The organism is Streptomyces sp. NPDC058646 (assembly GCF_042716875.1).
Classification (GTDB): Bacteria; Actinomycetota; Actinomycetes; order Streptomycetales; family Streptomycetaceae; genus Streptomyces.
On record NZ_JBHXRK010000012.1, the window covers coordinates 124,854 to 146,174 of the forward strand.

A 21,321-nucleotide genomic window follows, 5' to 3' on the forward strand; every position below is an offset into this window, starting at 1 on the left:
CCGGACCAGAGCCAGGGCCGTCCCGAGCAGGACCAGGGCCAGGGCCGTCCCGAGCAGGGCCAAGGCCGCCCGGAGCAGGGCCAAGGTCGTCCCGAGCAGGACCAGGGCCGTCCGGACCAGAGCCAGGGCCGTCCCGAGCAGGACCAGGGCCAGGGCCGTCCCGAGCAGGGCCAAGGCCGCCCGGAGCAGGGCCAAGGTCGTCCCGAACAGGGCCAGGGCCGTCCGGAGCAGGGCCAGGGCCGTCCCGAGCAGGGTCAGGGCGGCGACGACCAGGGGCTCGCGGACGGGGCCGACGGGGCGGCCGACTTCGGGGCGGACCAGGGCGGAGAGTTCGACGAGGGCTTCCTCACCGACGTCTTCCGCTCCCTCGGCTGACCGCCGGCCGGCCGCCGGCCCCGCACCGTCAGCCCCGCACCTGCTCGCCGGCCCCGGCAGCCGGCCACCGCACCACGTCCGCCGCCGTGTAGGGCCCGGCGCCGGGGGAGAGCACCGGCAGGAACGACAGGTCCTTGCCGATCGTGACCAGCGGGGGCTCCACCCGGCCGCCGGGCCGCCGCTGCGCCAGCCCGATGGTGGCGAGCAGCCCGTTGCACAGGCACTGCCGGCCCCGGGTGTCGGCCGCGTCCCCGCCCTTGCGGACGTAACTCCCCACCGGCTCGGCCGCGCAGCGGTACGCGAGGCCCCGGGGCCCCCGTACCGGCGTGCGCAGGAAACCGAGGTCGCACACCCGCCGCCGCGCCGCGGCCACCTCTGGTTCCGACACGGTGCCCGGCAGCTCCGCCACCTCGAAGGGGAAGGCGGTCGGCGAGGCCTCGGGGTCGTTGCGGACGGTGAGGGTGCCCTCGTGGGCCCGGCCGCGCAGTTCCTCGCGCAGGTGGGGGGCCATCGCGGACTCCTCGCAGAGGGCGAAGGCGCTGCCCACCTGCACCCCGGCGGCCCCTTCGGCCCGGGCCGAAGGGGCCGCCCCGCTGGTCTCGATCACGAAGCCGTCGGGGCGGGTCGCCTCGTCGCGGGCCAGGTAGGCGGCCAGTACCGGGAGCGAGACGATGGCGATGACGGACGGGCGGCGCAGCGGGCCCGGCAGGTGTCCGGCGAGCAGCGCACCCGGGTCGAAGAGGTGGTCGACCGGCTGCTCCTCGCCCTCCAAGGCGATCTTGGTCACGCAGGGTTCGCAGCGCGCCAGCCGCGAGGCGAGGGCAGGGATCTGACCGGGGACTCCCGCGCCCACGAGCACGTGGTCGACGCCTGCCAGGATCGCGCCGAACATCGCGGGGGCGGTGGCCAGCTGGATCTTCTCCAGGTAGTTGATGCCGACGAGGCCGTCATGTCCCTCCTTCGCGAGCCAGACCTCGGCGAAGTCGCCGAGGACGGTGAGGATCTCTGCCCGGGCCCCGCCGGTCGCGCGCAGCCGCGGGGTGGTGCGCATCGGTGCGCCCTCGTCGAGGCCCCCCTCGCGGAAATGGCAATCAGTCTCCCCGTCCGGGAGCCGCGCGGCGGCGCCGGAGATCCCGGGCCCGGGGGCAGGTGGTCCCGGCCGGACACGGCCCATGGGACAGGGCCGCCCGGGGGGTTTGCTCCCGGGCGGCCCCGTGTTCAGCGGTTCAGCTGTCGTTCACCCGGACCCCGGTGGGGTCAGAAGGTGAGCTTCCAGCTGTTGATGTAGCCGGTGTCCTGGCTGGCAGCGTCCCTGACGCGGAGCTTCCAGGTGCCGTTCGCGACCTCGGAGGAGGCGTTCACGGTGAAGGACTGGACGATGTTGTCCGCGCTGCCGCCGCTGCGGTTGCGCAGGTTGTAGACGCTGCCGTCGGGGGCGACCAGGTCGACCACCAGGTCACCGACGTAGGTGTGGACGATGTTCACGTCCACCTTCAGCGTGCTCGGGGCGTTGCCGGTGCGGGTCACCGCGAGCGGGGACTCGACCGTGGCGTTGTCCGCGATCTGGTAGTCGTTCGTGTTCTCGAAGACGTTCTGCTGGCCGGTGCCGACCGTCCAGGTGAAGGACGCCGTCCCGGTCTTGCTCTGCGAGTCGGTCACCGTGACGGTCACGTTGGACGTGCCCGCGGTGGTGGCCGTGCCGGAGATCAGGCCGGTGGAGGAGTTGATCGACAGGCCGGCCGGAAGGCCGGTCGCCGCGTAGCTCAGCGCGCCCGGGTTGGTGCTGGTGGCCTGGACCTGCAGGCTGACAGCGGTGTTGACCTGGGTGGTCTGGTTGGCGATCGGGGTGACCGAGACGCCGCTCACGATGCGCGGGCCGACGTTGATGGCCGCCCAGGCGTTCGCCGTGTTGTTGTAGGTGACCGAGCCGGCACCGTAGAGGTCGGCCGCCGCCTGCAGGGTCGCCGTACGGGCGGCCGCGTAGTTGGTGTTCGACTTGAACAGGCCGGTGGTCAGCGCGCGGAACCAGATCTTCGAGGCGGCGTCGCGGCCGATGGCGGTGACCGGGAGGCCGTCGGAGGTCGGCGAGTCGTAGCTCACGCCGTTGACGACCTTGGCGCCCGAGCCCTCGGAGGCCAGGTAGTACCAGTGGTTGGCCGGGCCCGAGGAGTAGTGGACGTCGATGGAGCCGATGCCCGAGTACCAGGCGTCCTTGGAGGAGCCGTCCTTGCTCGGCTTGTCCATGTACCGCAGCGGGGTGCCGTTGCCGCGGATGTCGATCTTCTCGCCGACCAGGTAGTCGCCGACGTCCTGCGGGTTGTTGGCGTAGAACTCGACGGCCGCCGCCATGATGTCGGAGGTCGCCTCGTTCAGACCGCCGGGCTCACCGCTGTAGGTCATGTTGCCGGTGACCGAGGTCAGGCCGTGGGTCATCTCGTGGGCGGCCACGTCGGTGGAGGTGAGCGGCTTGGCGTTGCCGTCACCGTCGCCGTACGTCATGCAGAAGCAGGAGTCCTGCCAGAACGCGTTCACGTAGTTGTTGCCGTAGTGGACGCGGGTGTACGGCGAGACGCCGTCGTTGCGCAGGCCGTTGCGGCCGTGCACGTTCTTGTAGTAGTCCCACGTGACCTGCGCGCCGTAGTGGGCGTCGGCGGCCGCCGTCTCCAGGTTGGCCGGCAGGCCGTTGCCCCAGGTGTCGTCCGGGCCGGAGACGAGGGTGCCGGTGCCGGAGGTGCCGCGGTTGAGGTTGTACGTCTTGTGGTTGCCGCGGGTGGCGTCGGTCAGGTTGTAGCTGCCGCCCGACTGCGAGGTGCCGATCGTGACCTGGCCGGAGTACATGGTGTTGCCGGTGCCGGTCTCGACGGCCTGCCACTCGGTGATCTTGGCGCCGGTCCTGGCGTCGGTCACCACGTGCAGCTCGTTCGGCGTGCCGTCGTGCTGGAGGCCGCCGACGACGGTCTCGAACGCGAGGACCGGAGCGCCCTCGGCCGCCCAGATCACCTTGCGGGCGTTCTTGGAGGGCTTGGCGTCCTTCGAGCCCTCTTCGGCGGCGGCGGAGACGGCCTGGCTCTCCGCTGCCGCGGGGGTGACCGTGGCGTTGGTGTCCGCGACCTTGATCTCGTGGTGGGTGGCCTTGGTGACGCTCTTGGTGACCCCGTCCTTGGCATGGACGGTCAGGTCACCGCCGAGGACCGGGAGGCCGTCGTAGGTGCGCTCGTACGTGGTGTGCGTGGTGCCGTCCGCGTCCTTGACCACGTCGCGGACGATCAGCTTCTCGCCGCCGCCCAGGCCGAGCGCCTTGGCCGCCTGCGCGGTGGTCGAATTGGCCTCGGCGAGGAGCGTCGCACGCTCCGAAGCGCTGAGTACGCGGTTGGCCGCGCCCGGGTTGGACTGGACGGCGGTGCCTGCCTGGGACGCGGTGGCGTCGGCGGTGGCGGTGCCGGTCTGTATGCCTACGGCGAGCAGGGCTGCCGCGGCAATGAGCGCGCCGGCCGCCGTGGCGCGCCGCTGGGGGGTGGACCTCAACGCAGACTCCTTCTGCAAGGGGGGTTCCGGCAGGCTGGGTGGGCCGCCGGGCAGATCAGGGCTGGTGCGATGAACGGTCGAAGATTGCCACTTGCGGCGCGGAATGTCAGGGTCGCGTCAAAAGGTTGGCCGGAAACGGTTCGTTGTCCGAAGAGACGTATCCGGTATCCGGACCATTCACCTTTGTGTGCGAGAGAAGAGTGCGACAACAGGAACGACTGATACCGGTTTCTAACGCTTGGGCAACAAGAGGCCTCGTTAACCCAAACGGCATTTACCGTACGGGCGTTTGTCGTACTGTTTCCCGGTGCGACAGATGTCCGTTGCCTGGGGAAGCCGTGGACACTCGCGACAGACATAGACCACGTGCCAGGGGGGCCCATGAGGCATGTTCATTTTCCTGCGCAAAGAGTGGCCAGAACGGCCCAGGGGTCGACGGCGCCTGCCCGTCGGCTCGGTGACAAGGCGCGGTGGTACCTGCCCGCCGCCCTCGCCGCGGATTTCCTCGGTGCCGCCGTTCCCGTCGGGCTCGTCTTCGAGGCCGCCCAGCAGGTACGACCCGTGTACTGCGCCCTCGGCGCGGCCCTCGCGTGGACCGGGGTGCAGGCGCTGCGCCGCCGGTACGCGGCCCGGATGCTCGGGGAGTCGCGCGGGGTGCTGCCCGTCCTCCACGACTGGCTGATTCTCATCGGCGTCCTGGCCGTGGCCCGCGTGGTGACGGAGGAGGACACCCCCCGGCTGTCCGCCCTCGGCGCCCTGCTGCCCGCCCTGCTGATCACCGTGGCCTGTCACAAGCTGACCTACCGTCATCTATCCGCGGCCCGCCGTGAGGCCCAGGCCGTCAGCCGGGTCCTGGTCGTCGGTGAGCCCGAGGCCGCCGAGGACGTCATCGCGCACCTCGCCGCACGGACCGACCACCCGTACGTCGTGGTCGGCGTGGTCCCGGTCGGCGCCGGGGCCTCCGCCAGCGGGGTGCCGGTCGCGGCCCGGCTCGGCGAGGCCATGCCCCAGGCGCCGGGCGGCGATTCCGCGGCCGTGCTGGGCGCCGTCCGCAGCCACCACGCCGACCTGGTGCTCGTCGCCCCGGGTGCACGGTTCGCCGGGGACCGGCTGCGCCGGGTCGCCTGGGCGCTGCACGACGCCGGGCTGGAACTCGCGGTCTTCCCGGGTCTGGTGGAGGTCTCCGTCAAGCGGCTGGAGACCCTGACCGCGGGCGGGCTCGCCGTGCTGCGGGTCGCACCGCCGGTCAGCCGCGGCTGGCAGACCCTGCTCAAGTCGGTCCTGGACCGTGCGGGGGCCGGGATCGGACTCCTGCTGCTGTCGCCGCTGTTCCTCGGGATCGTCCTGGCGATACGCTTCGGCTCCCATGGCCCGGCCTTCTACCGTCAGCGGCGGATCGGCCGCGACGGGGTGCCGTTCGTCATGTGGAAGTTCCGCACCATGGTCGTCGACGCCGACGCCCGCAAGGCGGACCTCGCGGGGGCGAACGAGAACGACGGCCTGATGTTCAAGATGCGCCGCGATCCCCGGGTGACCCGGGTGGGCCGGCTGCTGCGCCGCACCTCGATGGACGAACTGCCGCAGCTCTTCAATGTGCTCAGCGGGCACATGTCGCTGGTCGGACCGCGCCCGCCGCTGCCGGAGGAGGTGGCGAAGTACGACGAGGTCGAGCTGCGCCGGCTCACCGTACGGCCCGGTATGACGGGGCTGTGGCAGATCAGCGGACGGTCGGACCTGTCATGGGACGAAACGATTCAGCTTGATCTTCAGTACGTGGACAACTGGTCCTTCACCAGCGATGTCGACGTCATGGGCCGTACCCTCCGCGCCGTCGTCGACGGTCGCGGAGCGTACTGAGGGGCCGATGAATTGAGGTCAGCCCTGCTCGCGCCACCACCGGTACGTGGCGGCGATGCCGTCCCGCAGCGGGATGCCGGGCTTCCAGCCGAGCCCGGTGAGGCGGCCGACGTCCAGCAGCTTGCGCGGGGTCCCGTCCGGCTTGGACGTGTCCCACGCGAGCCTGCCCTGGAAGCCGGTCACCTCGGCGACCGTCTCGGCCAGTTCCCTGATGGTCAGGTCCTCGCCGCAGCCGATGTTGACGGGCTCGTCCCCGTCGTAGCGCTCCAGCAGGACGGCGCAGGCGGCGGCCAGGTCGTCCACGTGCAGGAACTCCCGGCGCGGCGTGCCGGAGCCCCACAGCGTGACCTCCTCGCGCCCTTCGGCGGCGGCCTCGTGGAAGCGCCGGATCAGGGCGGGCAGGACGTGCGAGGACTCCAGGTCGAAGTTGTCGCCGGGGCCGTAGAGGTTCGTCGGCATGGCCGAGATGTACGAGGCCCCGTACTGCTTGCGGTACGACTGGACCTGGACGATGCCGGCGATCTTCGCGAGGGCGTACGCCTCGTTGGTCGGCTCCAGCGGGCCGGTCAGCAGGGCGTCCTCGCTGATCGGCTGCGGGGCCAGCTTCGGGTAGATGCAGGAGGAGCCGAGGAACAGCAGCCGGCCCACTCCGGCCTCGTGCGACCCGGCGATCACGCTGAGCTGGATCTTGAGGTTGTCCTCGAGGAACTGCACGGGGTACGTGCTGTTGGCCATGATCCCGCCGACCTTGGCGGCGGCCAGCACCACCGCGTCCGGGCGGGCGTCCTTCAGGTACGCCGCGGTCGCGGAGGCATCGCGCAGGTCGAGGTCGGTCCGGCCCCGGGTGAGCACCTCGTGGCCGTCGGCGGTGAGCCGGCGGGCGACCGCGGACCCCACGAGGCCGCGGTGGCCCGCGACGAAGACACGGGCGTTCGGGGGCAGGAGCGGCAGCGAACTTGTCATACCGCCGATGATGCCAGTCCGCCCGCGCGCGGGTGGCAGAGGTCCGGATCGCACCGCGGCGTCCCGGCCCCGCGGGCGGGCCGGAGGGGCCGTGTACGGTACCCATCCGGCCCCGGGCCACGGCCCGGTGCGGAGCCTCCCCCTGCCGGGACCCGGCACGTGCGGCCCGCGCCCGCACCGAACCACGTCGAATCACACCGAATCATCATGAACCGCAACGAACGAACCTCAGGGGGACCCCACATGGGCAAGACCGCACTGATCACCGGCGTCACCGGGCAGGACGGCTCGTACCTGGCCGAGCTCCTGCTCTCCAAGGGCTACACGGTGCACGGGCTGGTGCGGCGCTCCTCCAGCTTCAACACGGAGCGGATCGACCACATCTACCAGGACCCGCAGACCGCCAACCGGTCCTTCGTCCTGCACCACGCGGACCTGTCCGACGGCGTCGCCCTGGTGAACCTGCTGCGCGAGATATGCCCCGACGAGGTCTACAACCTCGGCGCCCAGTCGCACGTCCGCGTCTCCTTCGACGCGCCCCTCTACACGGGCGACGTGACCGGCCTCGGCGCGCTGCGGCTGCTGGAGGCGATCCGGGCCAGCGGCATCGACACCCGCATCTACCAGGCCTCGTCCTCGGAGATGTTCGGCGCCACCCCGCCCCCGCAGAACGAGGGCACCCCGTTCCACCCGCGCAGCCCGTACGGCGCCGCCAAGGTCTTTGCTTACTGGACCACGGTGAACTACCGCGAGGCGTACGGCATGTTCGCGGTCAACGGGATCCTCTTCAACCACGAGTCCCCGCGCCGCGGCGAGACCTTCGTGACCCGCAAGATCACGCGCGCGGTCGCCCGGATCAAGGCCGGCCTCCAGGAGAAGCTCTACCTCGGCAACCTCGACGCCGTCCGTGACTGGGGCTACGCCCCCGAGTACGTGGACGCCATGTGGCGGATGCTCCAGCAGGACGAGGCCACCGACTACGTGGTCGCCACCGGCGTGGCCGCCACCGTCCGCGAGTTCGTCGAGGCCTCCTTCACGCACGCGGGCCTCGACTGGAACGAGCACGTGCGCTACGACCCCAAGTACGAGCGCCCCAGCGAGGTCGACGCCCTCATCGGCGACGCCTCCAAGGCCCATGACCTGCTCGGCTGGAAGCCGACCGTCCTGGTTGCGGATCTGGCCAAGATCATGGTCGATGCCGACATCCGCCACGTCGAGGACCAACTGGCGGGCGTGACCGTTCGCATCGATCGCTAGGCCTTATATTTCCCCTACGCTTTGCCGTGTTCCGGTCATGCGGCACCGTTCGATGCGGGCGTGACCGGGGCAAAGCTGCCGTATGTCCGTAGTGCACCCTCCGTGCTGAACCCTGTTGATTCCAATTTGGTATGCAAGGGGTCAAGTGAGGTGACCGGGCCCTCACGTGAGCCCTAGTCTGCGCCAGTACATATGGCTGTTCGGATAGTTTCAGCCATCAAACCGGGCGATGCCCTGGGGGGCTCATGCGTAGATCCAGAGGGCTGACTGCTGCCCTCGTCCTGTCACTGGCCGGTGCCGGCACCGGTATAGGCCTGGTGCTGATGCCCCAGGCGTCGGCCATCACCCAGCCCGTGGCATTCACCGCCGACCAGCTGCCCACCTGGCAGCCCGACGGCATCGTCTGGGCGATGGCCCAGGCCAACGGCACCGTGTTCGCCGGCGGCACCTTCTCGGCGGTCCGCCCGCCCGAGGGTTCCGGCAGCGGTACCGAGCAGGAGGCCGTGAACTTCGTCGCGCTCGACGCCGCGACGGGCACCCCCACCGCCTGCAAGCTCGCCTTCACCGTCGGCGAGGGCACCGCGACCGTGCGCACGCTGGTCGTCTCGAAGGACAACAAGACCCTGTACGCCGGAGGCTACTTCGGCGCCGTCAACGGGACCCCGGTCTCCAGCGTCGCGGCGATCGACATCGCGACCTGCACCCCCAAGGCCTCGTTCCACCCGAGCTTCCCCTCCACCGTGCGCGGGCTCGCCGTCACCGACGACACCCTGTACGCGGCCGGAGACTTCTACCAGGTCGAGGGCCAGACCCGCGAGCGGTTCGCCGCGGTCGACGCCACCTCCGGCGCCCTGAAGCCCTTCGTCGCCAACGCCGACGAGCCGGGCCGCGCGATCGAGGTCACCCCGGACGGGAAGAACGTGCTGCTGGGCGGCGACTTCTTCACCGTCAACGGCTCCAACACGCACGCACTGGCCGTGGTGAACGCCACCACCGGCGCGGTCGCCAAGACGTACACCAACATCCCGTCGAACTCGGTCGTCAAGGACATCTCCACCGACGAGACCGGCTTCTACACGGGCAACGAGGGATCCGGCGGCGGCGTCTTCGACGGCCGCATCGGCCTGCGCCTGAGCGACTTCGGCGAGAAGTGGCGCGACCGCTGCCTCGGCGCCACCCAGTTCGTGCTGCCGTACCAGGGAGTGCTCTACAGCTCCTCGCACGCGCACGACTGCACCACCGAGCAGGAGTTCCCCGACGGCAAGCGCCACTTCCTGCTGGCCCAGCCGACCGACCACGAAGGCGCCGCCCCCGCGCCCGTGGACGGCTTCGTCCGCGGCCCGCGCAAGCTCGGCTGGCACCCCACCGCCAACGACGGCCTCGGCGAGGGCATCGGGCCGCGCGTCATGGCCGTGGCGGAGAAGAACGACGTCAAGTACATGTGGGTCGGCGGTGAGTTCACCCTCATCAACGGCACCCCGCAACAGGGTCTGACCCGCTTCGCCTCCACCGGTGACGTCGGCGTCCCGACCACCCCGGTCGCCAGCGCCGCCGGCGTCAAGCCGGGCGAGGCCCAGGTCCGCTGGCGCACCAGCTACGACGCGGACGACAGCAAGCTGACGTACCGCATCTACCGCAACGGTTCGGCCACCCCGGCCGCCACCGTGACCGCGGACTCGCTGGAGTGGGAGCGCCCGCAGGCCTCCTGGACCGACAGCACCGTCAAGGCCGGCCAGTCGTACACCTACCGCGTGACGGCGACCGACGCGGCGGGCAACACCAGCGCCCTGTCGGCCGCCGCCTCGGTGACGGTCCCGGCCTCGGTCCAGCCCTACCCGAACCAGGTCCGCACGGACGGCGCCCAGCTCTACTGGCGCTACGACGACACCGTCAGCCCGTACGTCGCCGACTCCTCGGCCGGCAACACCAGCGGTGTCCAGATCAACGCCCCGGCCCTGCGCCAGAGCCCCGGCGCCGTCACCGGTGCCAGCACGGCCATGGGATTCAACGGGACCAGCCAGAAGCTGCACGGCGACCGCCGCCAGAGCGTCGGGAACACCTTCACCGTCGAGACGTGGTTCAAGACGAACAGCACGCGCGGCGGCAAGCTGATCGGGTTCGGCAACAACACCACCCGCAACAGCAGCATGTACGACCGGCACCTCTACATGACGAACACCGGCCGTCTGGTCTTCGGCGTGAACGACGGCTCCAACCGGACCGTGTCCACCGGCTTCTTCGAGACCTACAACGACAACAAGTGGCACCACGTGGTCGGCACCCAGGGCCCCAACGGGATCACGCTGTACGTCGACGGCCAGAACAAGGGCTCGCTGAACGCCAAGAGCACCGGCACCTACGGCGGCTACTGGCACGTCGGCGGTGACAACCTCTCCGGCTGGCCCACCCGCCCCACCAGCAACTTCTTCGCCGGTCAGCTCGACGAGTCGGCCGTCTACCCGACGGCGCTCACCCAGGCCCAGGTCAAGAGCCACTTCGACCTGGCCAAGGCCGCGGCCGACACGGTCACCGAGGTCAACGCGACCGAGGACACCTACATCAACCAGGGAGCCCCCGGCACCGCCTACGGTTCCTCCACCTCCCTCGCGGTGCGCGGGACCTCGGCGTACGAGACGTACCTGCGGTTCAACCTGCCCGCAGCCCCGGCCGGCCAGGTCCTGAAGGCCGCCTCGCTCCAGATCAAGACCTCCACGCAGGCCGGAGCCGGCACCGCCGACACCGTCTCCGTGGTCCCGGTCACCGGCACCTGGAGCGGTGCGGGCACGACCTTCAACACCAAGCCCACCCTCGGCACCACCCCGCTCGGCACCCTCGCGGGCGTGCCGGACGGCTCGGCGGTCCACAACGTGGAGCTGGACACCGCCGCGGTCTCCGCGGTGCTGGGCAGCAGCTACAGCATGGGCCTGACGAGCAAGGGCACCGATCCGCTGTGGATCTGGTCCTCGGAGGCCACCGCGGCGGAGGGCACTCCGCAGCTGGTCCTCACCTTCGGCGCACCGTAACCGAAGGCGACCGGACAACCGCCTGACGGCGTGCGGGGCCCGGCTCCTACGGGGGCCGGGCCCCGCACCCTTGGGGAGTGCGGCCCCGAACCGCCCGACGCCCCCTCACCCCACCCAGTAAGTACGGGAGCCCCCCGATGTACCGACGCTCCGCAGCGGCTGCTGTCCTGCTGGCCGCCGCCCTCACCCTGACCGCCTGCAGCTCGGGCGGAGACAAGGCCGACTCCGGCTCGGAGGTGAAGGCGAAGCCCCCGGCCTCGTCCTCCGCCCCCGACCCCGCGGACGCCCCGCCCGCGGCGGAGGCCTCGCCCGAGGCGAAGCCCACGGGCCCCGTACTCCCCGACGCGAAGCTCACCCCGAAGACGGGCAGCTTCACCGCCGAGGAGAAGAAGTACCTGAGCGGCCGGGTCCCGGAGAAGATGGACCCGGCGGCCGTCCTGCAGACGGGCCAGGAGGCCTGCCAGCGGGTGGAGCGCACCGCGAAGCGCGACAAGGACGCGGCCACGGGGGCCGTCATCACCGGGGAGATCCCGGGCGCGAAGGACGCGATCCCGATGCTGTGCCCCGCCCAGAAGCCGATCCTGGCCGCCGCGGAGAAGGGCTTCGCCGAGGGCCCGCGCAAGTCGCCCGCCGCGGGCAACTACCGGGCCCTGACGCAGGCCACGAACTGCACGTGGGAGGCGAAGGGCAAGGACGGGTCGCTCCTGGCCTCGGGCCCCGAGACCCCGCCGAAGGCCGGGGACAAGATCACGGCGGCGGTCCCGGCGGGCACGGCCGAGTTCAACTCCAGCGGCTGCTACGCCTGGGTGCCGGCGTAGGGCCGACGCAGGCGTGAACGCCCCGGAGGTCCGGACTGCCGGACTCCCGGGGCGTTTCCGTGTTCCCGTCCGGGGTAGCCGCGTTCCCAGTAGGTGACCACGAGACACCGGCATGCATGCGGAGGCGAGTCATATGGGCGGCCTGGGTGGCTGCATAGGCCTGATCGTGGTGGGGGCCATCCTCACCTTCGCCACCGACTGGGAGATGCAGAGCGTAGACCTCGACCTGGTCGGACTGATCATGATGGCGGTCGGGGCGATCGGACTCGCCGTGTACACGAGCGTCCTGAAGCGCCGCCGCACCATGGGCGCCCTCCCGGTGGTGGAGGAGCACCGCCGGGACGTCATCTAGCACGCAGGGCGGCTCCCGGCCGGTTCCCCGCCTCAGCGGAGCGCCGGCCGGCGGGCCTCCTCGTACACCGCGAGCAGCGTGTCCAGCACCGCGTCCATCGAGAAGGACGACGCGGCCAGTTCACGGGCCGCCAGCGACGCGGCCCGGTTGGCCCCGGGGTCCAGCAGGGACAGCACCGCCGCCGCCACGCCCGCAGGGCCCGGCTCGACGGCCAGTCCCGCTCCCGAGCGGGCGATGTCCCGGGCGAGGCCGTTGGAGTGGGTCACCACCGGCGGGACGCCCACCGCCAGCGCCTCCAGCACCGACATCGGGAACGGCTCGTCCACGGAGGGCAGTACGTAGACGTGAGCGCGGCGCAGCTCCGTGAGGACCTCCGCGCTCGACAGGGCCCCCGGGACCGTGAAGCGGTCCGTCAGGCCCAGCTCCGCGATCCGGGCCCGTACGGCCGCCAGCTCGCCCTCGTCCGGCCCCGCCACCACGAACTGCGCGTCCGGGTGCGCGGCGAGGACCGCCGGGGCCGCGTCCACGAAGTCCACCGGCCGCTTGCGGGCCTGCAGGCGCGCCGAGTACAGGATCCGCGGCGCGCCGGCGGGAGCGGGACGCGCCTCCTGCGCCGGAGTGCCGTTGACCAGGCGGACCGCCTTCTCCAGTGGCGACCCCGCCACCGCGTCCAGGCCTGCCCGCTCGTGCGGGGTCAGGTACAGCACCGCGTCCGCCCCGCGCAGCAGCCGGCGTACGGCCACCGCGTCCAGCACCTTCGCCAGCAGCTTCTCGCTCGGGTCCACCATCCCGTGGGTCTGCAGCACCAGCGGCTTGCCCGCCCGCAGCGCCGCCAGGGCCACCGGCAGGGTCACCAGGTCCCGGGCGAGGTGCACGTGGACGGCGTCCGCGTCCCGCACCAGACGGCCGGCCGAGGCCAGCAGCGCCGGTGAGGTCATCCCGCTGAAGCCGAGCGGAAGCAGCCGCCGGGCCGGGAACAGCTGGGCGGGGACCCCTTCGACCTCCGTGGGCCACGGCTCGGGGAAACCCTCTCCGAGGGCGAGCAGCCGTGCCTGGTGGCCCCGGGTCCGCAGCCCCTTCGTCAGGTTCAGCGCGACCCGGACCGGCCCGCCGAAGGCGTGCGAGGGGGAGTGCAGGGTGACGGCGTGCAGGACTTTCACTTCGGCTCCTCCACCGGGCGGCGACGCCCGTCCTGGGTCTGCAGGGTCAGCTCCGGCAGGTCCTTGTGCACGACGGAGCCCGCGCCCGCGACCGCGCAGCGGCCCACGGTCACCCCGGCCAGCACGGTGGCCCGTACCGCCACCCAGGCGCCGTCCTCGACCACGATCGGCGCGTTGCGGTAGCGGAAGTCGGCGGCGCGGTGGTCGTGCGAGCCGGTGCACAGCAGGGCCTCCTGCGATATGCACGCGTGCGCACCGATCGTCACCGGCTCCAGGTTCAGCAGCCAGGCACCCTCCCCGATCCAGGCGTGGTCCCCGACGGTGAGCTTCCACGGCCACAGCACCCGCACCTTGTGCCGGATCAGCACCCCTTCGCCGATCCGCGCCCCGAACGCCCGCAGCAGCGCGACCCGCAGCCGCGCAGGGCAGAACCAGGCCATGAACAGGGTGTTCATCACGGCGAACCAGAGTGCCTGCGTCAACAGCCCGCGGCCCTTGTCGTACCCGGCCAGCGTGAAGGCAGGAAGATCCCGCAACTGAAGCCCCTTCGTCCTCCCCCTGGACTCCGTCCCGGGGACCCCCGCCCCTGGGCGCCTCCCCGGGCGCCGCCCGCTCAGACTAGACTGCGCGCGGACCAGGCACATGGGGTGGGGGCGGCAGTGGCAACGGACATACGCAGGCCCGCCGTCCCGCCCGCCGTGGAACTGGCCGAGGACGAGGCGCAGTGGGGCAGGGCGACCCTCCCGCGGACCCTCCTCTCCCGGGCGCTGTCCGTACCGCTCATCCTGGGTTTCACCGTCTTCCTGCCGTTGTTCGTCGCCGCCCAGTCGGGTGCCGGCCGGCACGACGCGGCCTTCTGGCTCCAGCTCCTGCTCACCATGTACGCGGGCGCCCGGCTCTCCGCGATGGTGCTCACCAGCCGCCGCAAGCTGCTCCAGGGCTCCTTCTGGCTCTTCGTCTACATGGCGATGGGCGTGGCCCCGCTCGCGCAGGCCGTCCTCGGCCAGGTCCCGACCCCGGTGGTCGGTCCCCGCTCCGACCTCACCGCCGCCATCGGCCTGGTCCTGCTCGGCTGCACGGCCTTCGACGTCGGCGTCCTGCTGGCCCGTCACCGGCCGGCCGGCCGGGCGGGCGGCTCCCAGAAGGAGCCCCGCCCGGTCATGGCGCACCGGCGGCGCCTCCAGCTGCTGACGGTGTTCGCCTTCGCGGCCAGCGCGGCCTTCGTGATGAAGCTCGGCGGCCCCGCCGTCTTCTTCTCCAGCCGCCAGGAGATCATCGCGGGAATCGAGGAGGCGGGCGTCTCCAACGGCGACGGGCAGGCGGGCCAGGCGCTGCTGCGCGGCTTCGGCACCGTCCCCGCCCTGCTGGCCCTGCTGCTGTACACGCGCTGGCTGATCACCTCGAAGTTCGCCCGCCGCAAGGTGTCGGTCATCGTCACCTGGTCGGCGCTGGCCGTGCTGAACCTGGTGGTCAACAACCCGATCTCGAACCCGCGCTACTGGTTCCTCACCGTCATGTTCGCGCTGCTGTTCACCGTCTTCCCGGTGAGCGCCGCGATGTACCGGGTGGCACTGTCCATGGCCGTGGTCGTGGCGCTGCTGATCTTCCCGTTCGCGGACCGCTTCCGCTACGACGAGAAGAACTACAAGCCGGTCGAGACCACGTCGTTCCTGGAGCCGATGGCGCTCAAGGACTACGACCAGATCGGCATGTTCGCGAACACCATCACCTTCTCGGAGTCCGGGCCGGGCCACTTCTACGGGCGCCAGCTCGCCGGGTCGGTCTTCTTCGCGGTGCCCCGTGCGGTGTGGCCCGGGAAGCCGCGCGACACGGGCGTGATGGTCGGCCAGTGGATGGGCACGGTCAACACCAACCTCTCCTCCCCGATCTGGGCGGAGCTGTGGATCGACTTCGGGCCGCTGGGCATGGGGGCCGGGCTGCTGGGCATGGGGTACGCCTCCGCGCGCGTCGACCGGCGCTACGCGAAACGGGCCACGCGGCGGGCCCCGCCGGGCAGCCTGATCTCGGTGGTCGTCCCGCTGGTCGCGGGCTACTCGTTCATCCTGCTGCGCGGACCCCTGCTCCAGGCGTCGGGGCGGGTCGCGATCGCCGCGATGTGCCTGGCGCTGGTGGCGACGTACCGTCAGGACAGGGCCACCACCCTGCGCTGACCGCGTCCGCCCGCGCGTCGGGCCGCCCGCGCGTCGGGACGGTCAGGCCGCCGGGGCCGGCCGGGCCCCGTCGGCCCGCGCCGCGACGGGCACCCGCAGGCGGGCGACCCGCCACCAGGCGGCCGCAGCCTTGAGCGCCGAGCCGGCCGCCAGCCCCCAGGCCGCGCCGGTCACGCCCCACAGCGCGTACCCGCCCAGCAGCAGGCCCACCGAGAGCAGCGAGAAGACGATCTGCAGCGACAGCGTGGCCCTCGGGTTCAGCACCCGCAGGGTCAGCAGCGCACAGGTGCCCAGGCCCATCACCGCGTACTGGGCCCCCGTCGCGGGCAGCAGCCCGGACGCGGCCGCCCAGGTGTCGCCGAGGAGTTCCCGCCCGATCCGGTCGGGCAGCAGGTACAGGGCGGTTGCCCAGCCCGCGCCGAGCCCGCCCAGCACCAGCCCCAGCAGCAGGGTCGCCCGGACGGTGGCCCGCTTGCCGCCGAGCCGGGACAGCACGGGCGGCCCGAAGGCGTTGGCGGAGTTGAACAGCACGTTCAGCGGCCCGAACAGGGTGGTCGCACCCCGCAGGGCGCCGACCGCGAGCGGGGTGGCGAACAGCCCGAGGCCGAGGACGGCGAGCTGGCTGGAGCCGTTGCCGACGGCGAACTCCACGGCGAAGCGGCGGCCGAGGTGGTCCCGGCGCAGGAAGCGGCGCAGATCGGTGCGGTGGCCGGCGGTGAACGGGCGCAGCAGCAGGAGCCCGAGGGCCAGCGCGGGCAGCGCGGACAGCCCCCAGACCAGCACGAGCCGGGCGGGCCCCGCGCCCTGCGGCTGGACGGCCAGCGCACCCACCGCGCAGGCCAGCCGCAGCAGGTCCGCGGCGAAGGCACGGTGCGGTCGGCGCAGTGCGGAGAAGCAGTAGCGCAGTCCGTCCTGGAGCAGAACCAGTGGCAGGACCAGGGCGAGCGCGAGCAGCGCCCGTCCGCCGTCGCCGGGCAGGACCAGGCCGGTCAGGAGCAGGAGTGCGGAGGCGGCGGTCGCGGCGAGGGCGGTGAAGGAGACCGCCGAGCGGCAGGCCGGGCCGACGGCCCCGCCGCGCTCCAGCACCACGGTCTGGCCGACGTACGCCATGCTCAGGCCGAGCAGCACGCTGAAGGCCACGTAGACCATCGAGAAGGCGGCGAACCCGTCCGCGGAGGACAGCCGTGCGGCCAGGACGAGTACCAGGATGTTGGTCAGGCTGGAGGCGGCCTGGTCCCCGACGGAGGCCAGCAGGGCCACCGCGCGCCGCGGTTCGCGGGGCACGGCGGCGCGCTCGGTCCGGGGCCCGGGGATCCGGGACCCGTCGGGAGCACCGGTCACCGACGGCCCGTGCGGACGGTGCGCAGCGCCACGGTGTCGGTGCCGTCCCCGGGGATGTGCTGCTCAGGCTCCGCCACCTCGTACGGGATCGGCTGGGGCTGCGACGGCCGCGCGGGCCCGGAGGGGGCCGCGGGGCCGTCCGACGCGGGCTCGGCCGCGCCGCCCTTGCGGCCCTTCCCGCGGGCGCGCTTCTCGCCGGGCAGCGGGGTGTGCAGGACGGCGCCGAGCACGGTGCCGCCGGCGCCGCTGATCAGCTCGCGGATCCGGGACAGGTCGGTGCGGTGGACGGCGCGCGGGTCGCAGACGACCAGGACGCCGTCGACGCGGTCGACGAGGGCCAGCGCGTCGGCGTACGAGAGCACGGGCGGCGCGAGCACGACGACGGTGGAGTTGGGGGAGTCGGCCTCGGAGACCAGCCGGGTGGCGCGCGGGGAGGTCAGGGCGCGGGCGACGTTGCGGACCCGCTCGCCCGGGATCAGGTCGAAGGCGCCGGACTCGCCGGCGTCCACGACGAGCTGGCGCCCGTCGGGCCAGTCGGAGTCCCCGTGCTGCGGGGAGCGTCCGCCGGCGGCCGGGCCGCCCGGCATCTGGCTCCAGCGCGGCCGCCCGCCGGCGTCGGTCGGCAGCTGGCTGGCCAGGACCGGGGTGCGCAGGTCGGCTTCGATGAGGAGCACGTCCTTGCCGGTCTCCGCGAAGGAGGCGGCCAGGTTCACGGCGACCGCGGCGGCGGTCTCGCTGCTGCCGCGCGGAGCGACGACGAGCAGGCGGCGCCGGTCGGCGAAGCGGGAGTCGTAGGCCAGCCGGAAGGCCACCGAGCGGTACTCCTCGGCGAGCCGGGGATCGGCCTCGCCCGCCGCGAGCAGCGGCCCGCCGCCGGTCTTGTCCCGCGGCAGGTAGCCGAGGACGGGCGCGCGCAGGGCCCGGGCCACGTCGCCCTCGGAGCGCGGGGCCGGGTCGAAGACCAGCCGGACCCAGGCGGCCAGCAGGCCGAGGGCCAGGCCCACGGCAGCGCCGAGCGCGAGGGACAGGGGGATGCCGGGGCCGTCGGGGGCGCTCGGGGGGGTCGCGGCGCTGGTGACCCGGCCCGGGGTCATGTCCAGGGCCTGGAGCTTGGCGATGTTGTTGTTGAGGGTGTTGACCTTGCTCTGCAGGTCGGTCTTGGTGACGTAGGCCGCGTCGCGCGCCGTACCGGCGGGCATCGTGTTGATCTGCTTCACGACGTCGTCGAGCTGCTTGGCCACGGGATCGCGCTGGTCCGTGTAGCCCTTGACCATCTGGTCACGGGTCAGGTCGAGGGCTTCCTGGCGCTTGAGCAGGTAGGCCTCGGTCATCGCGTTGGCCCGCTTGGCGGCCTCCTTGGGGGAGGAGGCGGTGTAGGTGAAGCGGAGCACCATGGACTGCGGCGGGTTGGTCACCTGCAGCCCGCTGCGCAGGGCCGCGAAGCCGCCCGCGGTCACGCCGAGCTTCTTCGCGGCCTCGTTGGCTATGGAGGAGCTGAGCGCGACCTGGCGCTCCGAGCCGATGTTGATCGCCTTGTCGGGGGCGAGGCTCGGGTTGAACGGGTCGTCGGTCGGCGCCCGCAGCACGATGTCCGCGGTCGCGACGTACGTGTCGGCCGTGGAGACACCGAGGTAGACGCCGCCCAGCAGGCCTATTCCGATACCCGCGCCGATGAGCCGGCGGTAGCGCAGGAGCTGCCGGAACTGGTCCCGGAGGAGGTCGGGTTCGTCCTCCGCCGGGGCCGCTGCCGGGCGGTTCGTCTCGATCACGGCCTGGGCCCCCCAAGTGCTTCGTCCATCAGTGCGTCGATGCGGGCCAGGCCCGCCTCACGGCTCAGGTGGGCCGCCACGTGGCGGGGTCCGGCCGCTCCGAGTTCGTCCGCGCCCGCCGGGTCCTCGGCCAGGGCGCGTACGGCCTTCAGCAGGGCGCCGGGGTCCTCCGGCGGTACGAGTACCCCCGCGCCCGAGCGTTCCACTTCCTGGGCGGTGCCGCCCTGGGCCGCCACGGAGGCGACGACGGGCCGGCCGGCCTGGAAGTAGGAGGTGAGCTTCGACGGCACGCTCATGTCCATCACCGCCGCGTGCTGCGTGACCGCGAGCACGTCCGCCGCCGCGAGGATATCCGGGAACTCTCCGTCGGGGGCAGGGGGGATGATGTCCAGATTCGGCACGTCGGCCGCGAGGTCGGCGAGCGCCGAGCGCTGGCTGCCGTCACCCATGAGGACGAAGCGGACGCCGGGGTCCAGCCGGGCGGCGCCGACGAGGACCTCCAGGCCCTGCTTGAGGCCCATGTTGCCGGAGTGCAGGACGACGGTCTGGCCGGGTGCCCAGCCGAGGTGGCGGCGGGTCTCGCCGCGCGGCTTGGTGGGCACCGCCACGTGGGACCAGTTCGGGACGAGGCGGATCCTCTCCGGGTCCACGCCCATGCCGACGACACGGTCCACGAAGGTCTCGTGGATGACGCCGACGAGGGTGGCCCGCTTCAGGGCGTAGGCCTCGGCGCGGCCGGCGACCGCGGCCGCCTTGTCGCCGCCGCTGATCCCGCTCTGCGCGGCCGCGGCGCCCATCAGGTCCTGGACGACCGGGACGTAGGGGACCTTCCACCGCGCCGCGAGCCGGGCGGCGAGGACCCCGCCGGCCAGGCTGGGCATCTGGGCCATGACCGCGTCCGGCTTCGGCATCCGCGGCGGGGCCACGGCACCGTGCAACAGAATCGATCCTTCGAAAAGGGCCCGCTTCACGGCGGTCTGGCGCGGCGGCACGGTGTGCGCACGCCGGTGCACGGTGACCCCCGCGCGCTCCTCCGTGCGCCGGAGCGCCCCCTTGTACTCCGGCTCCAGCGACCAGGCCGGGTAGTGCGGCATGCCCGCGAGGACGTGGGTCTCGTGGCCGAGATCCGCCCAGTGCTCGGCGATCTGGGTCGCGTACGGACCGATCCCCGCGTGCTCAGGAGCGTAATTGGTGGAAACCAGCAGCAGGCGCCGGTGACCGGATCTGGACACTGGAGGTCCCCTTCTCCCCTGGATGATGCGCACGTCACCCTATTCGTTCACCCGCGTGGTGCGGAACGTGCACGCTATTGTCTGCTAATCCGCTGCACCGGGGGGTGTGGCTTCTGGGGGGTAACAGATGACGGAGCAGGACATGTCCGAGCTTGGTGCGCCCACGCGCAGACCGTATCGAGTGGGTTACGCGCCAGGTGCGTACGATCTGTTCCATATCGGACATCTCAATATCCTTCGGCACGCCCGCAGTCAGTGTGACTACCTGGTGGCCGGAGTCGTCTCCGACGAGATGGCCGAGCTCGCCAAGGGCCGGCGGCCGATGATCCCGCTGGTCGAACGGCTGGAGATCGTCCGCAGCGTGAAGTACGTCGACGCCGCCTTCGTGGAGACCGTCCCGGACAAGGTGGAGACCTGGAAGCAGGTCCGCTTCGACGTCATCTTCAAGGGCGACGACTGGCGGGGCACCCCCAAGGGCGCCAGGCTGGAGAAGGACTTCGCCGCCGTCGGCGTCGACGTCGTCTACTTCCCCTACACCGTCCACACGTCCAGCACCCAGTTGCGCCGGGCCCTGGACGTGCTCTCCGAACCCCTCGCGGCGCCGGAGCCGTTCACCGCGGAACGGCGCTGAGCTCCCGGAACCACTTGGCGAGGAAGGCCAGCAGGAACAGTGCGGCGACGACACCGAGGCCCGCGTACGCCCAGCGGAACAGCTCCCCGCCGCCCAGCAGCAGGAACACCAGGCAGAACACCCCGTAGTCCACGGGCAGCAGCGCCACCGCGCGGACCGTCGACGGCGCGGCGGCGGGGCTCCCCGGGGCCGGCTTCGGCTTGAGCTTCTCGGTCAGCAGCCCGCCGAAGAAGGTGACGACCGAGGCGAACTGGAAGCCCAGCGGCACCAGCAGCCAGCCCGCGGAGCCGGTGCCGTACGCGTCCGGGAAGCGGTAGAAGGCGATCAGCACGCAGGTGTGCAGCGCGGTGAGCTTGGCGCAGTCCACGACGTGGTCGAGCCATTCGCCCGCGGCGCTGCCGCCCCCGCGCAGCCGGGCCAGCTGCCCGTCGGCGGAGTCGAAGGCGAAGCCGACGGCCAGGGCGGCCCACACGGCGAGTCCCAGCCCCCAGGAGGGCGCGGCCAGTGCGACCGCCGCCACGGCGGCGAAGCTGAAGGCGGCGCTGACCAGCGTCACCTGGTTCGGGGTGAGCCCGACGGCGTACGATCCGGCGGCCAGGTACCGCCCGGCCGGCCGGTTGACGAACCTCGAATAGAGCGACACCCCCTTCGCCGACTTCTGCGCCCCGCGCAGCTCCCGCAACGCGGTCCCGACACTCGCCATGCGTACCCCTGACCCCCTCGATGGAACGCGTGTCCGTATGCACGCGCGTGCGACGGGCACATCATCGCAGGGCGGAGCCCGCGTTCCGCTCCGGATGATCCCGTACGTCCGGAATCAGTGGTACGGAGCGGTTCGCGGCGCCGC

The 21,321-nt window shown here is 72.2% G+C and carries 16 protein-coding genes and 1 pseudogene; 8 read left to right on the top strand and 9 right to left on the bottom strand.

The genetic code is table 11. The features are described 5' to 3' along the window. Positions 1-375: pseudogene (locus tag ACFWUZ_RS16995) on the top strand (hypothetical protein); the annotation flags it as partial. 28 nt (positions 376-403) lie between these two features. On the opposite strand, the gene ACFWUZ_RS17000 reads toward ACFWUZ_RS16995, so the two are convergent. Then, positions 404-1,426, bottom strand: coding sequence for a hypothetical protein (locus tag ACFWUZ_RS17000; protein WP_384372820.1), 1,023 nt, complete (start codon positions 1,424-1,426; stop codon positions 404-406). Between the two features lie 206 nt (positions 1,427-1,632). Continuing rightward, positions 1,633-3,900 carry a M4 family metallopeptidase gene (locus ACFWUZ_RS17005; protein WP_384372822.1) on the bottom strand — a complete coding sequence of 756 codons (2,268 nt, stop codon included), beginning with the start codon at positions 3,898-3,900 and terminating at the stop codon, positions 1,633-1,635. A gap of 381 nt (positions 3,901-4,281) precedes the next feature. Here ACFWUZ_RS17005 and ACFWUZ_RS17010 point away from each other — a divergent pair, with 381 nt between their 5' ends. Then, positions 4,282-5,757 (top strand): sugar transferase, encoded by a 1,476-nt coding sequence (locus tag ACFWUZ_RS17010; protein ID WP_384372824.1) that lies wholly within the window; start codon positions 4,282-4,284, stop codon positions 5,755-5,757. Positions 5,758-5,775: 18 nt separating this feature from the next. Here ACFWUZ_RS17010 and ACFWUZ_RS17015 read toward each other — a convergent pair whose 3' ends face one another. Beyond that, a complete protein-coding gene (locus ACFWUZ_RS17015; RefSeq protein WP_384372826.1) occupies positions 5,776-6,720 on the bottom strand; it encodes a GDP-L-fucose synthase family protein in 945 nt (314 codons plus the stop codon). A gap of 243 nt (positions 6,721-6,963) precedes the next feature. Between ACFWUZ_RS17015 and gmd the strand changes: the two genes are divergently transcribed. The 4 genes from gmd to ACFWUZ_RS17035 all read left to right on the top strand — a co-directional run bounded on the left by gmd (position 6,964) and on the right by ACFWUZ_RS17035 (position 12,170). Then, the gene (gene gmd, locus ACFWUZ_RS17020; protein ID WP_384372828.1) at positions 6,964-7,977 is read left to right on the top strand and encodes a GDP-mannose 4,6-dehydratase; all 1,014 of its coding nucleotides are present in this window, start codon (positions 6,964-6,966) and stop codon (positions 7,975-7,977) included. 245 nt (positions 7,978-8,222) lie between these two features. Continuing rightward, positions 8,223-11,000, top strand: coding sequence for a LamG-like jellyroll fold domain-containing protein (locus ACFWUZ_RS17025; protein WP_384372830.1), 2,778 nt, complete (start codon positions 8,223-8,225; stop codon positions 10,998-11,000). 137 nt (positions 11,001-11,137) lie between these two features. Then, positions 11,138-11,818 carry a hypothetical protein gene (locus ACFWUZ_RS17030; protein ID WP_384372832.1) on the top strand — a complete coding sequence of 227 codons (681 nt, stop codon included), beginning with the start codon at positions 11,138-11,140 and terminating at the stop codon, positions 11,816-11,818. 133 nt (positions 11,819-11,951) lie between these two features. Beyond that, a complete protein-coding gene (locus tag ACFWUZ_RS17035) occupies positions 11,952-12,170 on the top strand; it encodes a DUF6458 family protein (protein ID WP_384372834.1) in 219 nt (72 codons plus the stop codon). A gap of 32 nt (positions 12,171-12,202) precedes the next feature. On the opposite strand, the gene ACFWUZ_RS17040 is transcribed toward ACFWUZ_RS17035, so the two are convergent. Together ACFWUZ_RS17040 and ACFWUZ_RS17045 are read right to left on the bottom strand one after the other, a co-directional pair. After that, on the bottom strand, positions 12,203-13,330 hold the full coding sequence (locus ACFWUZ_RS17040; RefSeq protein WP_384372836.1) for a glycosyltransferase: 1,128 nt from the start codon (positions 13,328-13,330) through the stop codon (positions 12,203-12,205). Beyond that, entirely contained in the window at positions 13,327-13,866 is a 540-nt protein-coding gene (locus tag ACFWUZ_RS17045) for a WcaF family extracellular polysaccharide biosynthesis acetyltransferase (protein WP_384372838.1), read from the bottom strand. Before ACFWUZ_RS17045 ends, ACFWUZ_RS17040 begins: the two co-directional genes overlap by 4 nt. 123 nt (positions 13,867-13,989) lie before the next feature. Between ACFWUZ_RS17045 and ACFWUZ_RS17050 the strand changes: the two genes are divergently transcribed. Beyond that, positions 13,990-15,501 (top strand): hypothetical protein, encoded by a 1,512-nt coding sequence (locus ACFWUZ_RS17050; protein WP_384372840.1) that lies wholly within the window; start codon positions 13,990-13,992, stop codon positions 15,499-15,501. A gap of 42 nt (positions 15,502-15,543) precedes the next feature. On the opposite strand, the gene ACFWUZ_RS17055 is transcribed toward ACFWUZ_RS17050, so the two are convergent. The 3 genes from ACFWUZ_RS17055 to ACFWUZ_RS17065 are packed head-to-tail and all read right to left on the bottom strand — an operon-like array spanning position 15,544 to position 19,813. Continuing rightward, complete coding sequence (locus tag ACFWUZ_RS17055) at positions 15,544-16,785, bottom strand: hypothetical protein (protein ID WP_384372842.1); 1,242 nt, start codon at positions 16,783-16,785, stop codon at positions 15,544-15,546. 53 nt (positions 16,786-16,838) lie between these two features. Next, positions 16,839-18,611, bottom strand: coding sequence for a lipopolysaccharide biosynthesis protein (locus tag ACFWUZ_RS17060; RefSeq protein WP_384372844.1), 1,773 nt, complete (start codon positions 18,609-18,611; stop codon positions 16,839-16,841). Next, on the bottom strand, positions 18,608-19,813 hold the full coding sequence (locus ACFWUZ_RS17065; protein WP_384372996.1) for a glycosyltransferase family 4 protein: 1,206 nt from the start codon (positions 19,811-19,813) through the stop codon (positions 18,608-18,610). Before ACFWUZ_RS17065 ends, ACFWUZ_RS17060 begins: the two co-directional genes overlap by 4 nt. A gap of 172 nt (positions 19,814-19,985) precedes the next feature. Here ACFWUZ_RS17065 and ACFWUZ_RS17070 point away from each other — a divergent pair, with 172 nt between their 5' ends. After that, entirely contained in the window at positions 19,986-20,474 is a 489-nt protein-coding gene (locus tag ACFWUZ_RS17070; RefSeq protein ID WP_384372846.1) for an adenylyltransferase/cytidyltransferase family protein, read from the top strand. Here the strand turns inward: ACFWUZ_RS17070 and ACFWUZ_RS17075 are convergent. After that, positions 20,455-21,177 carry a CDP-alcohol phosphatidyltransferase family protein gene (locus ACFWUZ_RS17075; protein WP_384372848.1) on the bottom strand — a complete coding sequence of 241 codons (723 nt, stop codon included), beginning with the start codon at positions 21,175-21,177 and terminating at the stop codon, positions 20,455-20,457. The genes ACFWUZ_RS17070 and ACFWUZ_RS17075 overlap by 20 nt on opposite strands. Positions 21,178-21,321 lie beyond the last annotated feature (144 nt).